Here is a 15,193-nt window from a genome sequence, read left to right as displayed (position 1 = left end):
ATTATTATTGGTCGAACACCCATGGATCAGGGGTTGCGCGGGGTGGCTCGGGATGGGAGCGAACACCGGTCAGACAGGATGAAGCGGTGCCTGGACGCGTTGGGTGCGGGTAGCACGCGGTCGGGCGGGGCTTGGATAAGCCGCAGGGATTATAGGAAGGGGTTTGAACTTACAACAAGTCAAAATGTGGGAGGGGGCTTGCCCCCGATAGCTGTGTATCGGTCACCTGATGCAGTGACTGACACTCGGCCATCGGGGGCAAGCCCCCTCCCACATTTGATTGTGTTTTGTCTGGAAACTAAGCGGCGACGGGCATTTTGCTGGTGTGCCAGATCAGCACCTTGCTCACCCGGTTGTCTTCGGTCTCGAGGATTTCCAGGCGGTAGCGGCCGATTTTCAGGCACACCGCGCAGTCCGGGATGGTCTCCAGGGCTTCGGTGACCAGGCCGTTGAGGGTCTTGGGGCCATCGCTGGGCAGGTGCCAGTTCAGGCTCTTGTTCAGTTCGCGGATCGAGGCGGCGCCGTCGATGATATAGCGGCCATCCGGTTGCGCTTCGATATGCGGGTTGTCTGCACTCTGCTCGCTTTCGAATTCGCCGACGATTTCTTCGAGGATATCTTCCAGGGTGACAATGCCCAGCACTTCGCCGTACTCGTCCACCACCATGCCAAGGCGTCGCTGTTGCTTGTGGAAATTCAGCAATTGCAGTTGCAGGGGCGTGCTTTCGGGGACGAAGTAGGGTTCGTGGCAAGCCGCCAGCAACGCTTCTTTGGTCAGGCTGGCGTCAGGCAGCAGGTGCTGGATCTGCCGCGTGTTGAGTACGGCTTGGACTTGGTTGATATCACTGTGGAACACCGGCAGGCGGGTGCGCTCGGAGGTACGCAGTTGCTCGATGATCTCTTCGACCGAGTCATCCAGGTTGATGCCGTCCACTTCGCTGCGGGGCACCAGGATGTCGTTGACCGTGATGTTGTCCAGGGCGTGGATGCCTGGCATGCCGGGGGTACGGTTTTCGTCGGCCTCCGGTTCCGGTTCATCGTCGTGGTCGGGCTGCGGTTCGTCGCTCTTTTTCACCACGCCGGATGTGCGTGCGAACGGGCGCAGCAGCAACAGGCTGATGCCATTGAGCAGCCAGGCCAGGGGGTAGAGGATTTTCAGCGGGACGCCCAGCAGCGTATTGCCAAAGCCCAGCACCGCTTGAGGGTGGCGAGTGGCCAGAGTGCGCGGCAAGTAGTCGGCGAGGATCAGCAGCAGGGCACAGGAGATCAGCCAGCCGAGCCATGGGCCATTCTGCGCCCAGGCGTAGATCGCCAGCAGCGTGCAGAGGATCACCACCGCCGCGCGGCACAGGCTGTTGCACAGGATCAGGCTATGGCGCGGGAAGTTCAGGCGGGCGGCGGCCTTGTCGCCCTGGCGCGTTCCGGGGCGCAGGGCCAGCAGGTGTTGTTGCGCGGCCTCGATGGCGGTAAACAGTGCCGCCCATAACAGCAGCAAGGCAATTACCGCGAGCATCGGCCCCAGGGGCAAGTTGTCCATTTTTGCTGCCCGTCAGATATGCAGGATGTATTCGCGAACCAGCTTGCTGCCGAAATAGGCCAGCATCAGCAGGCAGAAACCGGCCAGCGTCCAGCGGATCGCCTTGTGCCCGCGCCAGCCGAGGCGGTTGCGCCCCCACAGCAAGACGCTGAACACCACCCAGGCCAGGCACGCCAGCAGGGTTTTGTGCACAAGGTGCTGAGCGAAGAGGTTTTCGACAAACAGCCAGCCGGAGATCAGCGACAGCGACAGCAGCGTCCAGCCGGCCCACAGGAAGCCGAACAGCAGGCTTTCCATGGTTTGCAATGGCGGGAAGTTCTTGATCAGCCCTGAGGGGTGCTTGTGCTTGAGCTGGTGGTCCTGCAACAGCAGGAGCAGGGCCTGGAACACCGCGATGGTGAACATGCCGTAGGCCAGGATCGATAGCAGGATGTGCGCGAGGATGCCCGGTTCTTCATCAATCACCTGCACCGTGCCGGTGGGCGCGAATTGCGCCAGCAGCACCGTCAGCACGCCCAGCGGGAATAACAGCACCAGCAGGTTCTCGACGGGAATCCGATAGCAGGCCATCAGGGTCAGTGCGATGACGGCGGCGGCAATCAGGCTGGCGGCGCTGAAAAAATCCAGGCCCAGGCCGACGGGCGTCATCAGGTGAGTAAACAAACTGGCAGCGTGAGCCAGCAGGGCGAGGACGCCAAGGCCCACCAGCAGGCGTTTGTCCGCCTTGGTGCCTTGGGTCAGACGAGTGCCCTGATAGAAAGTCGCAGCGGCATACAAAATGGCGGCGGCGAGGCTGGGTAGCAAACTGGGTGACAAAGGGAGCATAAATCCTGTTAAGCAGGCCCGAAAGGCGCTGAGTTTGGCATACCCCTGCGTAACACGAAAGACTCCCGGACCAGACAGCGGGTGTGCATGGGCGCAGTCTTCGCTATAATCCGCGACCTGCCCACGCCGCAGGCTCGCCGAGCGCTGTTTTTAATAGCGATTTACCACAGCCTGGGCCGCCATTACCTCGGTCTACCAATGCATTTCGATGAATAGGGCCTGAAAGGATCGCGCATGTTTGAAAACTTGACTGACCGTCTCTCGCAGACGCTGCGCCACGTAACCGGCAAGGCCAAGCTGACCGAGGACAATATTAAAGACACCCTGCGCGAAGTGCGCATGGCGTTGCTGGAAGCCGACGTCGCCTTGCCGGTGGTAAAGGACTTCGTCAACTCGGTCAAAGAGCGCGCAGTGGGCACCGAAGTGTCCCGCAGCCTGACCCCGGGCCAGGCGTTTGTGAAGATCGTCCAGGCCGAACTCGAAAGCCTGATGGGCGCGGCCAACGAAGACTTGAACCTCAGCGCCGTGCCACCGGCCGTCGTGCTGATGGCGGGTCTGCAGGGTGCGGGTAAGACCACCACCGCCGGCAAGCTGGCGCGCTTCCTTAAAGAGCGCAAGAAAAAGTCCGTGATGGTGGTGTCGGCCGACGTCTACCGTCCGGCGGCCATCAAGCAGTTGGAAATGCTCGCGGGCGAAGTGGGCGTGACCTTCTTCCCGTCCGACCTGAGCCAGAAGCCGGTCGACATCGCCAACGCCGCTATTAAAGAGGCCAAGCTCAAATTCATCGACGTGGTCATCGTCGATACCGCCGGTCGCCTGCACATCGACGAAGAGATGATGGGCGAGATCAAGGCGCTGCATGCCGCGATCAACCCGGTCGAGACGCTGTTCGTGGTCGACGCCATGACCGGCCAGGATGCGGCCAACACCGCCAAGGCCTTCGGCGACGCACTGCCACTGACCGGCGTGATCCTGACCAAGGTCGACGGCGATGCCCGTGGCGGTGCCGCGCTGTCGGTGCGTGCCATCACCGGCAAGCCGATCAAGTTCATCGGTATGGGCGAGAAGAGCGACGCGCTCGAGCCGTTCCACCCGGAGCGTATCGCCTCGCGCATCCTCGGCATGGGCGACGTGCTCAGCCTGATCGAACAGGCCGAAGCGACCCTCGACAAGGACAAGGCCGATAAGCTGGCCAAGAAGCTGAAGAAGGGCAAGGGCTTCGACCTCGAAGACTTCCGCGACCAGCTGCAGCAAATGAAGAACATGGGCGGCCTCGGCGGCTTGATGGACAAGCTGCCGAACATCGGCGGTGTGAACCTGGCGCAAATGGGCAATGCCCAGGGCGCGGCAGAGAAGCAGTTCAAGCAGATGGAAGCCATCATCAACTCCATGACCCCGGCCGAGCGCCGCGACCCTGAGTTGATCAGCGGTTCGCGCAAACGTCGGATCGCCATGGGTTCCGGCACCCAGGTGCAGGACATCGGTCGCTTGATCAAGCAGCACAAGCAGATGCAGAAGATGATGAAGAAGTTCTCCGCAAAAGGCGGAATGGCCAAGATGATGCGCGGCATGGGCGGTATGTTGCCCGGCGGTGGCATGCCTAAAATGTAAAGTATTCGAGCGGGAGCCCAGCTCCTGCTCCGACCCACAGGGATGTGGGATCTCCAGCAAACCCGCCGTTGGCGGGCGCTGACTCGCCGTTTTTACCGACGGCTCTATAGCAGATCTGAATGGCACGCTGATAGGCGCCAGAAAAAGACATTTGCAAAAGTCCGGATATTCCTTAGAATATGCGGCCTTTCGGGCACCTATGCCCGCTGTGCATTTAGATTTGCAGCACCGACTACAGGAACGATGTTCACATGCTAACAATCCGTCTTGCCCTTGGCGGCTCCAAAAAGCGCCCGTTTTACCACTTGACCGTAACCGACAGCCGCAACCCGCGCGACGGTTCGCACAAGGAACAGGTTGGTTTCTTCAACCCTGTTGCTCGTGGTCAAGAAGTTCGTCTGTCCGTGAACCAAGAGCGCGTAGCCTACTGGCTGAGCGTGGGTGCACAGCCATCCGAGCGCGTTGCAAAACTGTTGAAGGACTCGGCTAAGGCCGCAGCCTGAGCAATATGAACGCGACGCCAGCTGTTGCTGATGATTTGATCGTTATCGGCAAGATTTACTCTGTTCATGGCGTTCGCGGCGAAGTGAAGGTGTATTCCTTTACTGATCCGACTGAAAACCTGTTGCAGTACAAGACCTGGACGCTCAAGCGCGAAGGTAGTGTGAAACAGGTCGAGCTGGTCAGTGGACGCGGGAGCGATAAGTTCCTGGTCGCAAAGCTCAAGGGTCTTGATGACCGTGAAGAAGCTCGTCTTCTGGCCGGTTATGAGATCTGTGTGCCGCGCAACCTGTTCCCTGAATTGACCGACGGCGAGTACTACTGGTACCAGCTGGAAGGTCTGAAGGTTATTGATCAACTCGGGCAATTGTTCGGGAAAATCGATCATCTTCTGGAAACCGGCGCCAATGATGTAATGGTGGTCAAGCCTTGCGCTGGCAGCCTGGATGATCGCGAACGCCTGTTGCCTTATACGAAGCAATGCGTGTTGGCTGTCGACCTGGAAGCAGGCGAGATGAAGGTGGAATGGGACGCGGACTTCTAAGCGTGGCTAATTTGCGCATTGAAGTGATCAGTTTGTTTCCCGAGATGTTCTCCGCCATCAGCGAGTACGGCATCACCAGTCGGGCGGTGAAACAGGGGCTGTTGCAGCTTACCTGTTGGAACCCGCGAGACTACACGACGGATCGACATCACACTGTGGACGATCGCCCATTTGGCGGTGGCCCGGGCATGGTGATGAAGATCAAGCCCCTGGAAGACGCGTTGGCTCAGGCCAAGGCCGCCGCCGGGGAGAAGGCGAAGGTAATTTACCTGTCCCCTCAAGGCCGCCAGCTGAAACAGGCTGGGGTACGCGAACTGGCGAATGAGGAAGCACTGATCCTGATTGCCGGTCGCTATGAAGGCATTGACGAGCGCTTTATTGAGGCTCATGTCGATGAAGAGTGGTCGATTGGGGACTATGTCCTGTCTGGCGGTGAGCTGCCGGCGATGGTCCTGATAGATGCGGTTACACGACTGCTGCCTGGAGCTTTAGGGCATGCGGACTCCGCGGAGGAAGATTCCTTCACGGATGGTTTGCTGGATTGCCCGCACTACACCCGTCCGGAGGTGTATGCGGATCAGCGTGTTCCCGACGTATTGCTAAGTGGCAATCACGCACACATCCGGCGTTGGCGTTTACAGCAGTCCCTTGGTCGGACCTATGAACGACGCGCCGATCTTCTGGAAAGCCGCTCGCTTTCTGGAGAAGAGAAGAAGCTGCTCGAGGAATACATCCTCGCGCGGGACGATAGTTAACAACGTATCGATGGTAGGTCCATTGACTTACCTTAGGAGCACAGCATGACTAACAAAATCATCCTTGCACTCGAAGCAGAGCAGATGACCAAAGAGATCCCTACCTTTGCCCCGGGCGACACTATTGTCGTTCAGGTGAAAGTGAAGGAAGGCGACCGTTCGCGTCTGCAAGCGTTCGAAGGCGTGGTAATCGCCAAGCGTAACCGTGGTGTGAACAGTGCTTTCACTGTTCGTAAAATCTCCAACGGTGTTGGTGTAGAGCGTACTTTCCAGACCTACAGCCCGCAAATCGACAGCATGGCCGTCAAGCGTCGCGGTGACGTACGTAAAGCCAAGCTGTACTACCTGCGTGACCTGTCCGGTAAAGCAGCTCGCATCAAGGAAAAACTGGCTTAAGTCCAGCTTCCCGATGCAGAAAAAAGCAGCCTACGGGCTGCTTTTTTGTGCCTGAAATTTGTTAACTGTTCGCCGCTAACACAGCCTGGATGGCTACACATCTTTGTAGTGAGCGGGCTTGCCCCGCGCTGGGCTGCGAAGCGGCCCCAATAAAAGCACTGCCGAGTTCCAGATAGAGCCAATTCGCCTGGTTTGGGGCCGCTTCGCAGCCCAGCGCGGGGCAAGCCCGCTCACTACAGTGTTGTGTATATACCTACGGCTATCGCAGGCTGTGTTGCCTGCCCCCATGTTGTGACCGACGATGATCCACTGTGGGAACGAGCTTGCCTGCGATAGGATCTGACAGACGCCACATAATTTTGCCTGAGCCCCCATGCCCGCCATTGACCACCCCCTGATCGACCGCTTCCTCGACGCCCTCTGGCTGGAAAAAGGCCTGTCGGACAACACTCGCCAGGCTTATCGCAGCGACCTGGCGCTGTTCAATGGCTGGTTGCAGGAGAAAAACCTCGAACTGATCAACGCCGGCCGCGAGCTGATCCTCGATCACCTGGCCTGGCGCCTGGAGCAGAACTACAAGCCACGCTCCACGGCGCGATTCCTCTCGGGTGTGCGTGGGTTTTATCGCTATCTGCTGCGAGAAAAACTGATCGCCCTCGACCCCACCCTGCAAGTCGAGATGCCGCAACTCGGTAGGCCATTGCCCAAGTCCCTGTCGGAAGCCGACGTGGATGCCTTGCTCGCCGCCCCTGACCTGAGCGAAGCCATCGGCCAGCGTGACCGCGCCATGCTCGAAGTGTTGTATGCCTGCGGGCTGCGGGTGACCGAGCTGATCAGCCTGACCCTGGAGCAAGTGAACCTGCGCCAGGGCGTGCTGCGAGTAATGGGCAAGGGCAGCAAGGAGCGGCTGGTGCCGATGGGTGAGGAGGCGATTGTGTGGGTGGAGCGCTATATGCGCGATGCGCGTGGCGAACTGCTGGGTGGGCGCCCCAGTGATGTGCTGTTCCCCAGCTTGCGCGGCGAGCAGATGACCCGCCAGACCTTCTGGCATCGCATCAAGCACCAGGCCAAGGTCGCCGGGATCGGCAAGGCCCTGTCGCCCCATACCCTGCGACATGCATTCGCCACCCATTTGCTCAACCACGGCGCCGATTTGCGGGTGGTGCAAATGCTCCTCGGGCACAGCGACTTATCCACAACCCAGATCTACACCCACGTGGCACGCGCGCGCTTGCAGGATATGCACGCCAAGCACCACCCACGGGGGTGAAAACCGCCATTTTATCCCGCCACGGGCTGCCCTGTGGCCCAACTGTGGTAGGCTTTGCCGGTTAGCAAAGGGGACGGCCCACACCCGGGTTTCATATCGGCGTACCTGCACCCGTCCTTGCATCTGCCTTCAGGAGTTCCCATGCGCTTGACCCAGATTATTGCCGCCGCAGCCATTGCGTTGGTTTCCACCTTTGTTGTCGCCGATGACGCGGCCGAGCAGACCATTCGCAAGAGCCTGGCCAACCTGCAGCTCGACACGCCGATCGAAAGCATCAGCGCCAGCCCGATGGCCGGCCTTTACGAAGTCAAGCTCAAGGGCAGCCGCGTGCTGTACGCCAGTGCCGACGGCCAGTACATCGTGCAGGGCTACCTGTTCCAGTTGAAGGACGGCAAGCCGGTCAACCTGACCGAGAAGGCCGAGCGCCTGGGCGTGTCCAAGCTGATCAACGGCATCCCGGTGGCTGAAACCGTGGTGTACCCGGCCATCGGCGAGACCAAGACGCACATCACCGTGTTCACCGACACCACCTGCCCGTACTGCCACAAGCTTCACGCCGAAGTGCCTGCGCTGAACAAGCTGGGCGTGGAAGTACGCTATGTAGCGTTCCCGCGTCAGGGCCTGGGTTCGCCGGGTGACGAGCAGTTGCAAGCCGTATGGTGCTCAGCCGACAAGAAGGCGGCCATGGACAAGATGGTCGACGGCAAGGAAATCAAGGCGGCCAAATGCGCCAACCCGGTTTCCAAGCAGTTCGCCCTGGGCCAGTCCATTGGCGTGAACGGTACACCGGCCATCGTTTTGGCTGACGGCCAGGTGATTCCGGGCTACCAGCCGGCACCACAAGTTGCCAAACTGGCGCTGAGTGCCAAATAAACCAGCATCGTCGAACCTTTGACGATCATGGCCCGTGGCTAAGTCGACGGGCCATTAATTGAAAGCCGCAGTTGTGCGGCTGTTTTCCACGGCCGACCTAGCGTCGGCCGTTTCATGGGGAGTTCTTCAGTGAAACCGGTCAAAGTAGGCATCTGTGGGTTAGGGACCGTCGGTGGCGGCACCTTCAACGTACTTCAGCGTAATGCTGAAGAAATTTCCCGTCGCGCAGGCCGCGGGATTGAAGTGGCGCAAATTGCCACGCGTTCGCCAAAGCCTCAGTTCCAAACGACCGGTATTGCGATTACCAACGATGTCTTCGCTGTTGCCACCAACCCTGAAATCGATATCGTCATCGAGCTGGTCGGTGGCTACACCGTGGCCCGCGAGCTGGTGCTCAAGGCCATCGAGAACGGCAAGCACGTGGTCACCGCCAACAAGGCGCTGATCGCCGTGCACGGCAACGAGATCTTCGCCAAGGCGCGCGAGAAGGGCGTGATCGTGGCGTTCGAAGCCGCCGTGGCCGGTGGCATCCCGGTGATCAAGGCGATCCGTGAAGGCCTGTCCGCCAACCGTATCAACTGGGTCGCCGGCATCATCAACGGCACCGGTAACTTCATCCTCACCGAAATGCGCGAGAAGGGCCGTACCTTCGAAGACGTGCTGGCCGAAGCCCAGGCCCTGGGTTATGCCGAAGCCGACCCGACGTTTGACGTGGAAGGCATCGACGCGGCGCACAAACTGACCATCCTGGCGTCCATTGCCTTTGGTATCCCGCTGCAGTTCGACAAGGCCTACACCGAAGGCATCACCAAGCTGACCACCGCCGACGTGAACTACGCCGAAGCCTTGGGTTATCGCATCAAGCACCTGGGCGTGGCGCGCAGCACACCGGCCGGTATCGAGTTGCGTGTGCACCCGACGCTGATCCCGGCCGACCGCCTGATCGCCAACGTCAATGGCGTGATGAACGCGGTGATGGTCAACGGTGATGCCGCGGGTTCGACGCTGTTCTACGGCGCCGGTGCCGGCATGGAGCCGACCGCTTCGTCGGTGATCGCCGACCTGGTGGACGTGGTCCGCGCCATGACCAGCGACCCGGAAAACCGCGTGCCGCACCTGGCCTTCCAGCCGGATTCGCTGTCGGCCCACCCGATCCTGCCGATCGAAGCCTGCGAAAGCGCCTACTACCTGCGCATCCAGGCCCAAGACCATCCGGGCGTGTTGGCCCAGGTCGCCAGCATCCTGTCGGAGCGCGGCATCAACATCGAGTCGATCATGCAGAAGGAAGTCGAGGAGCAAAACGGCCAGGTGCCGATGATCCTGCTGACTCACCGCGTGCTCGAACAGCACATCAACGATGCCATCGCCGCGCTGGAAGCCCTGCAGGGCGTCGTCGGGCCGGTGGTGCGGATTCGCGTCGAACACCTGAACTAATGGTTTTGCTGCAAGGGCCCCGCAGGTTCGGCGGCCCTTGTTCAAGAATGCTCTAGAGGAGCCAGTCATGCGTTATATCAGCACCCGCGGCCAGGCACCGGCCCTGAATTTCGAAGACGTCTTGCTGGCAGGCCTTGCCACTGACGGCGGCCTGTATGTGCCGGAAAACCTGCCACGCTTCACCCAAGAAGAAATCGCTTCGTGGGCCGGCCTGCCGTACCACGAGCTGGCCTTCCGGGTGATGCGCCCGTTCGTCACCGGCAGCATTCCCGATGCGGACTTTAAAAAGATTCTGGAAGAGACCTACGGCGTGTTTTCCCACAGCGCCATCGCGCCTCTGCGCCAGCTGAATGGCAACGAGTGGGTGCTTGAACTGTTCCACGGCCCGACCCTGGCGTTCAAGGACTTCGCCCTGCAACTGCTCGGTCGTTTGCTGGATTATGTGCTGGAGAAGCGCGGTGAGCGCGTGGTGATCATTGGCGCCACCTCCGGTGACACCGGTTCGGCCGCCATCGAAGGCTGCAAGCACTGCGAAAACGTCGACATCTTCATCCTGCACCCGCACAAGCGCGTGTCGGAAGTGCAGCGTCGCCAGATGACCACCATTTTTGGCGAGAACATCCACAACATCGCCATCGAAGGCAACTTCGATGACTGCCAGGAAATGGTCAAGAACAGCTTCGCCGACCAGAGCTTCCTGAAAGGCACGCGCCTGGTGGCGGTGAACTCGATCAACTGGGCGCGGATCATGGCCCAGATCGTCTACTACTTCCATGCCTCCCTGCAGTTGGGCGGGCCGGCGCGTTCGGTGTCGTTCTCGGTGCCAACCGGCAACTTCGGCGACATCTTCGCGGGTTACCTGGCGCGCAACATGGGCCTGCCGATCAACCAGTTGATCGTCGCCACCAACCGCAATGACATCCTGCACCGCTTCATGAGCGGCAACCAGTACGTCAAGGAAACCCTGCACGCGACCCTTTCGCCGTCGATGGACATCATGGTTTCTTCGAACTTTGAGCGCCTGCTGTTCGACATGCACGGTCGCAACGGCGCGGCGATTGCCGGCTTGATGGACACCTTCAAGAGCGGTGGCGGTTTCAGCGTTGACGAAGAGCGCTGGACAGAAACCCGCAAGCTGTTCGACTCGCTGGCCGTGGACGACGCACAGACCTGCGAAACCATCGCTGAAGTCTACGCCCAGACCGGCGAGCTGCTCGACCCGCACACCGCCATCGGTGTGAAGGCCGCGCGCGAATGCCGTCGCAGCCTGGACATCCCGATGGTGATACTCGGCACTGCGCACCCGGTGAAATTCCCGGAAGCGGTGGAGAAGGCCGGGGTTGCCAAGGCACTGGAATTGCCGGTGCACCTGGCAAACCTGTTCGAGCGTGAAGAGCGTTGCACCGTATTGGCCAATGACCTGAAGGCTGTGCAGGCGTTTGTGAGCCAGCACGGCAACCGGGGTAAGCCGCTGTAAGGCACACCGCGTAGACAAAAACGCCGCTTTCCCTTCCTTGGGTCAGCGGCGTTTTTTGTTTTGGCAGGCCCCACTTGGCGCAAGCGACTAGGTGAGCAGTTTCTGCACGATGGCCAATACGGTGCTGAACGCTGTAAACATGGCCATGACGACCCCTAAGGGATACCAGAAATTCTCACGGGTTATCTTGTGTGTCTCAGCAGTGAGTTTGCGTTGCTCCGCATAAATGCGTGATATGTCGGCGTGAATCTTCTCTAACGCAGCTTGCTCTTTATCGTGTTCCAGCATCGTCTTTATCCTTCGCAATCAACAAGGGCCTTCTGACCTGCGCGTTTATCTGCGTGGCGGAGCCACCGGCGCTCACCGAGTATAGGATTCACCTCTGGTCCGAGCCTTCGGCAAACCTCAAAACGGCCCACCATTGCGTAAGCACTTGTGTGCGTCCGTTTTTTGGTTGTCATGTTGCAAGCGCATGCTGGAATCCGTCACCCCCTGACGGCCCCATAAAGACGATAAAGCGAACTTTCCTACGTCACAAACAGTCACTTAGGATAGATGCAGCTCCCGTTGAAACGATTGTTCCCGAACTATTGAGTGGTGATCGAGATGGAAAGTATCAGCCTATTGCTCGAAGAAGCACTGAGCCCTTATCAGGTTACGCTGACCACCTCTGGTGTGCAGGGCGAGTGCCTGGTGACGGTGAAGAATCCTGCTGGCGCTATCGTGGTCGAGCGTGAAGTCGATCGTGCGCAACTGATGGACAAGCGCGTGCTGGTGGATGTGGTGGATTGCCTGTTGCGCGACCTCAAGATTGCCGAAGGGCGACTGGAACCGTCGGTCATTGCAGCCTTGCGCAATGCTGCCCAGACGCGCAGCCCCGCCGTCGCATGAAGAATTGTTTAACTGTGGAAACTTCCTACAACGTCGCCGGTCAGATTTCGTAACAGCAAGAGCAAACATTGTGCTCCGGTGTTTGTGCCTTGCTGTACTGGTCTTTGTAGGCCACGTTTAACCCCGAGGTGTCTCCCCACCCTTCGGGGTTTCTTTTTGCCTGCGATTTGTCACGGTTCGGGTGAGTCCTGGAAAAAGCGCGAGTTGTCGCGCAGGTATTGTTCGCGCATGACCGGATCCAGCCAAGCAGCATAGGACTGCTGCACCTGTTCCTGTGGGATGTCGCGCAGCACCTGGTCGATTCGTTCAATGGCACGACGCCCCTGGGCGGTATCCGAACAGGCGATATGCGTACGTTGGTAGGGCATTGAGCCTTTGATCGGATAAAAGCTCAGGTCGTCCGAAGCAATCCTCTGTTGCAGCGCGTGATAGCGGATTTCCGGCCAATACCCCAACACCGCTTCCAGCCGTCCCCGGCGCTGCATTTGCAACAAGCTGCCAAGGGCGTCGTTGCCGTAATGAAGCGCCACTGTGTGTGCATCGGCGTGTTTAAGCTGCTCATCGATCACCGGGCCGTAGCTGCGCTCCGCCGTGGCACCCACCCGCGTTCCACGGGCGTCGAGAAAAGCCTGCAGGTCGAACTGGCCGTCCACGATGAACGGCGCCATGGCGTCCTGTTGGCTGCGCCGTATCGCGATGCCATTGCTGGGGGTAACGAACGCCTGGCGAGAAAACACCACGTACTTGGCCCGTTCCGGCGTCCACAGCAGCGATGGATCGCAGGTGAACGAGGGGTCACTCAACATTTGCGTGCCCCGAGCGCGGTTGACGTGCAGCACCTGATGCCGGTATTCCGGCAGGCGCTCGATCAGTATCGGCAATAGTTGATCCAGTGCGCCCTGGCCCTTGCGCGGGCCTTCGAAAATGGTCAAAGGTGGCAAGTCACGCACTAGCCAGATCAGCGTGTCTTCAGCGCTGGCCGGCAGGGGCCAGCCGCAGGCGAGCATGACGCTGAGGCCTAGCTGAATAAGCCGACGAGCCATCAGATCGCGCCGTCCTCGCGTAAACGCACAATCGCGGCCGCGTCATAACCCAGGCTGCCCAGCACCGTGCTGTTATGTTCACCCAACTGTGGCCCCACCCATTCACAGCTGCCCGGCGTGTCCGACAGCTTGGGCACGATGCCCGGCATCTTGAACGCCTTGCCGTCGGGAAGTTGGGCCTTGAGGAACATCTCCCTGGCAAGGAATTGCGGGTCGCCCAGCATGTCCTCGGCACTGTAGATCCGGCTGGCAGGCACTTCGGCTTTATTCAGCCGCTCCACCACCTGATCCAGCGGCAGTGAGTTCACCCAGCGATCAATCACCCCATACAGCTCATCGCGACGGCTGTCGCGTCCGTCATTGCTGGCAAGCGAGGGATCGTTGGCCAAGTCCTCACGGCCAATGGCTGACATGAAGCGCTTGAAGATCGCGTCCCCGTTGGCGCCAATCTGCACATGCTTGCCGTCGGCGCTGGTGTGGATCGAGGAGGGCGTAATACCGGGCATGATGTTGCCGGTGCGTTCGCGAATAAAGCCGAACACGTCGAACTCCGGGATCATGCTTTCCATCATGGCGAAGATGGCTTCATACAGCGCCACATCGACCACCTGGCCCAGGCCGCCGTTGACTTCGCGGTGACGCAGCGCCATCAGCGCGCCGATCACCGCCCACAACGCGGCAATCGAATCGCCGATGGAAATGCCGGTACGCACCGGCGGGCGGTCTTCGAACCCGGTGATATAGCGCAAGCCACCCATGGATTCACCCACCGCACCAAACCCTGGCTGGTCTTTCATTGGCCCGGTCTGGCCAAAGCCGGAGAGGCGCACCATCACCAGCTTGGGGTTGAGGGCGTGCAGGGTTTCCCAACTCAGGCCGAGTTTCTCCAGCACGCCGGGGCGGAAGTTCTCGATCAGGATGTCGGCGTTGGCCAACAGCTGTTTGAGGATGGCCAGGCCGTCCGGATGCTTAAGGTTCAGCGTCAGCGATTGCTTGTTGCGCGCCTGCACAAACCACCACAGCGACGTGCCTTCGTACAGCTTGCGCCATTTGCGCAGCGGGTCGCCGCCGTCCGGCGATTCGACCTTGATCACCTCGGCGCCGAATTCCGCGCAGATACGTGAGGCGAACGGGCCGGCGATCAGGGTGCCGAGTTCGATGACTTTCAGGCCGGCAAGCGGTTTGGCATTAAACGACATGAGGATCCTTGTCTGCGCGGGGCGGGGGTGTGATGCCTTTTAACATAGGCGAGCGGCCCAGGGATAAGGATGATGCAGCGCAGGATTCGTTGAATGGCCTCGCCATCGGTTAGACTGGCCGCCTTTCCCTGTCTCTAGAAGTCCGTTCATGGCCCAGCCGTCCACGACCTACAAATTCGAACTCAACCTCACCGACCTTGACCGCTCGGTGTACGAGAGCGTTAAACAGACCATCGCCCGCCACCCTTCGGAAACCGAAGAGCGCATGACCGTACGTCTGCTGGCCTACGCCCTCTGGTACAACGAGCAGTTGGCATTCGGTCGTGGCCTGTCAGATGTAGACGAGCCAGCCCTGTGGGAAAAAAGCCTGGATGACCGGGTTTTGCACTGGATTGAAGTCGGCCAGCCGGATGCCGACCGCCTCACCTGGTGCTCGCGCCGCACCGAACGCACCAGCCTGCTGGCCTACGGCAGCCTGCGGGTGTGGGAAGGCAAGGTGGTGCCGGTGGCGAATAACCTGAAAAACGTGCACATCGCCGCCGTGCCCCAGGAAGTCCTCGAGACGCTGGCCAAGGACATGCCCCGCGTTATCAAGTGGGACGTGATGATCAGCGAAGGCACGATTTTCGTCACTGACGACCGTGGCCAGCATGAAGTCCAACTGCAATGGCTGGTCGGCGAACGCGGTTGAAACGGTGGGAGGGGGCTTGCTCCCGATCGCGGCGGTTCAGTCAGCACCCCATCGACTGATACACCGTAATCGGGAGCAAGCCCCCTCCCACAATGACCTGTGTCGTTTGTAGCCTTGTTGTTTAACCGTTTTATCAAAGAGAAGCT

At 59.9% G+C, this 15,193-nt stretch carries 16 protein-coding genes; 11 read left to right on the top strand and 5 right to left on the bottom strand.

Annotated elements, in window-relative coordinates:
* Positions 1-298 precede the first annotated feature (298 nt).
* Together ACI512_RS29430 and ACI512_RS29425 are read right to left on the bottom strand one after the other, a co-directional pair.
* Positions 299-1,537 (bottom strand): transporter associated domain-containing protein, encoded by a 1,239-nt coding sequence (locus tag ACI512_RS29430; RefSeq protein ID WP_015885701.1) that lies wholly within the window; start codon positions 1,535-1,537, stop codon positions 299-301.
* A gap of 12 nt (positions 1,538-1,549) precedes the next feature.
* Positions 1,550-2,362: an inner membrane protein YpjD gene (locus ACI512_RS29425; RefSeq protein WP_405121454.1), complete on the bottom strand. Its 813-nt coding sequence runs from the start codon at positions 2,360-2,362 to the stop codon at positions 1,550-1,552.
* 234 nt (positions 2,363-2,596) lie between these two features.
* On the opposite strand from ACI512_RS29425, the gene ffh reads away from it, so the two are divergent.
* From ffh to thrC, 9 genes are all read left to right on the top strand, one after another.
* Positions 2,597-3,973 (top strand): signal recognition particle protein, encoded by a 1,377-nt coding sequence (ffh, locus tag ACI512_RS29420; RefSeq protein WP_010207982.1) that lies wholly within the window; start codon positions 2,597-2,599, stop codon positions 3,971-3,973.
* A gap of 251 nt (positions 3,974-4,224) precedes the next feature.
* Positions 4,225-4,476, top strand: a complete 252-nt coding sequence (rpsP, locus tag ACI512_RS29415; protein WP_003175899.1) for a 30S ribosomal protein S16 — start codon at positions 4,225-4,227, stop codon at positions 4,474-4,476.
* A gap of 5 nt (positions 4,477-4,481) precedes the next feature.
* Positions 4,482-5,018 carry a ribosome maturation factor RimM gene (gene rimM, locus ACI512_RS29410; protein WP_015885699.1) on the top strand — a complete coding sequence of 179 codons (537 nt, stop codon included), beginning with the start codon at positions 4,482-4,484 and terminating at the stop codon, positions 5,016-5,018.
* Complete coding sequence (trmD, locus tag ACI512_RS29405) at positions 5,000-5,773, top strand: tRNA (guanosine(37)-N1)-methyltransferase TrmD (protein ID WP_173390389.1); 774 nt, start codon at positions 5,000-5,002, stop codon at positions 5,771-5,773. Before rimM ends, trmD begins: the two co-directional genes overlap by 19 nt.
* 45 nt (positions 5,774-5,818) lie before the next feature.
* Positions 5,819-6,169, top strand: a complete 351-nt coding sequence (gene rplS / locus ACI512_RS29400; RefSeq protein ID WP_003175895.1) for a 50S ribosomal protein L19 — start codon at positions 5,819-5,821, stop codon at positions 6,167-6,169.
* Positions 6,170-6,542: 373 nt separating this feature from the next.
* Entirely contained in the window at positions 6,543-7,439 is an 897-nt protein-coding gene (gene xerD / locus ACI512_RS29395; protein WP_015885697.1) for a site-specific tyrosine recombinase XerD, read from the top strand.
* 141 nt (positions 7,440-7,580) lie between these two features.
* Positions 7,581-8,312, top strand: coding sequence for a thioredoxin fold domain-containing protein (locus ACI512_RS29390; RefSeq protein ID WP_064053737.1), 732 nt, complete (start codon positions 7,581-7,583; stop codon positions 8,310-8,312).
* Positions 8,313-8,441: 129 nt separating this feature from the next.
* Entirely contained in the window at positions 8,442-9,746 is a 1,305-nt protein-coding gene (locus ACI512_RS29385) for a homoserine dehydrogenase (RefSeq protein WP_025854832.1), read from the top strand.
* 67 nt (positions 9,747-9,813) lie between these two features.
* Positions 9,814-11,223 (top strand): threonine synthase, encoded by a 1,410-nt coding sequence (gene thrC, locus ACI512_RS29380; RefSeq protein WP_102060845.1) that lies wholly within the window; start codon positions 9,814-9,816, stop codon positions 11,221-11,223.
* A gap of 87 nt (positions 11,224-11,310) precedes the next feature.
* Here the strand turns inward: thrC and ACI512_RS29375 are convergent, their stop codons facing one another.
* On the bottom strand, positions 11,311-11,511 hold the full coding sequence (locus ACI512_RS29375; RefSeq protein WP_043205840.1) for a hypothetical protein: 201 nt from the start codon (positions 11,509-11,511) through the stop codon (positions 11,311-11,313).
* Between the two features lie 318 nt (positions 11,512-11,829).
* Here ACI512_RS29375 and ACI512_RS29370 point away from each other — a divergent pair, with 318 nt between their 5' ends.
* Positions 11,830-12,114, top strand: coding sequence for a DUF3509 domain-containing protein (locus ACI512_RS29370; RefSeq protein ID WP_043205838.1), 285 nt, complete (start codon positions 11,830-11,832; stop codon positions 12,112-12,114).
* 170 nt (positions 12,115-12,284) lie between these two features.
* Here ACI512_RS29370 and ACI512_RS29365 read toward each other — a convergent pair whose 3' ends face one another.
* Positions 12,285-13,157 carry a TIGR02285 family protein gene (locus ACI512_RS29365; protein WP_405121453.1) on the bottom strand — a complete coding sequence of 291 codons (873 nt, stop codon included), beginning with the start codon at positions 13,155-13,157 and terminating at the stop codon, positions 12,285-12,287.
* Positions 13,157-14,356 (bottom strand): CaiB/BaiF CoA-transferase family protein, encoded by a 1,200-nt coding sequence (locus ACI512_RS29360; RefSeq protein ID WP_015885691.1) that lies wholly within the window; start codon positions 14,354-14,356, stop codon positions 13,157-13,159. Before ACI512_RS29360 ends, ACI512_RS29365 begins: the two co-directional genes overlap by 1 nt.
* Positions 14,357-14,504: 148 nt before the next feature.
* On the opposite strand from ACI512_RS29360, the gene ACI512_RS29355 reads away from it, so the two are divergent.
* A complete protein-coding gene (locus ACI512_RS29355) occupies positions 14,505-15,047 on the top strand; it encodes a YaeQ family protein (RefSeq protein WP_003193952.1) in 543 nt (180 codons plus the stop codon).
* Positions 15,048-15,193 lie beyond the last annotated feature (146 nt).

It is taken from the genome of Pseudomonas petroselini, assembly GCF_045037875.1.
Classification (GTDB): domain Bacteria; phylum Pseudomonadota; class Gammaproteobacteria; order Pseudomonadales; family Pseudomonadaceae; genus Aquipseudomonas; species Aquipseudomonas petroselini.
Note: the sequence above shows the minus strand (reverse complement) of the source record. Positions and strands in the feature narration are given on the sequence as shown.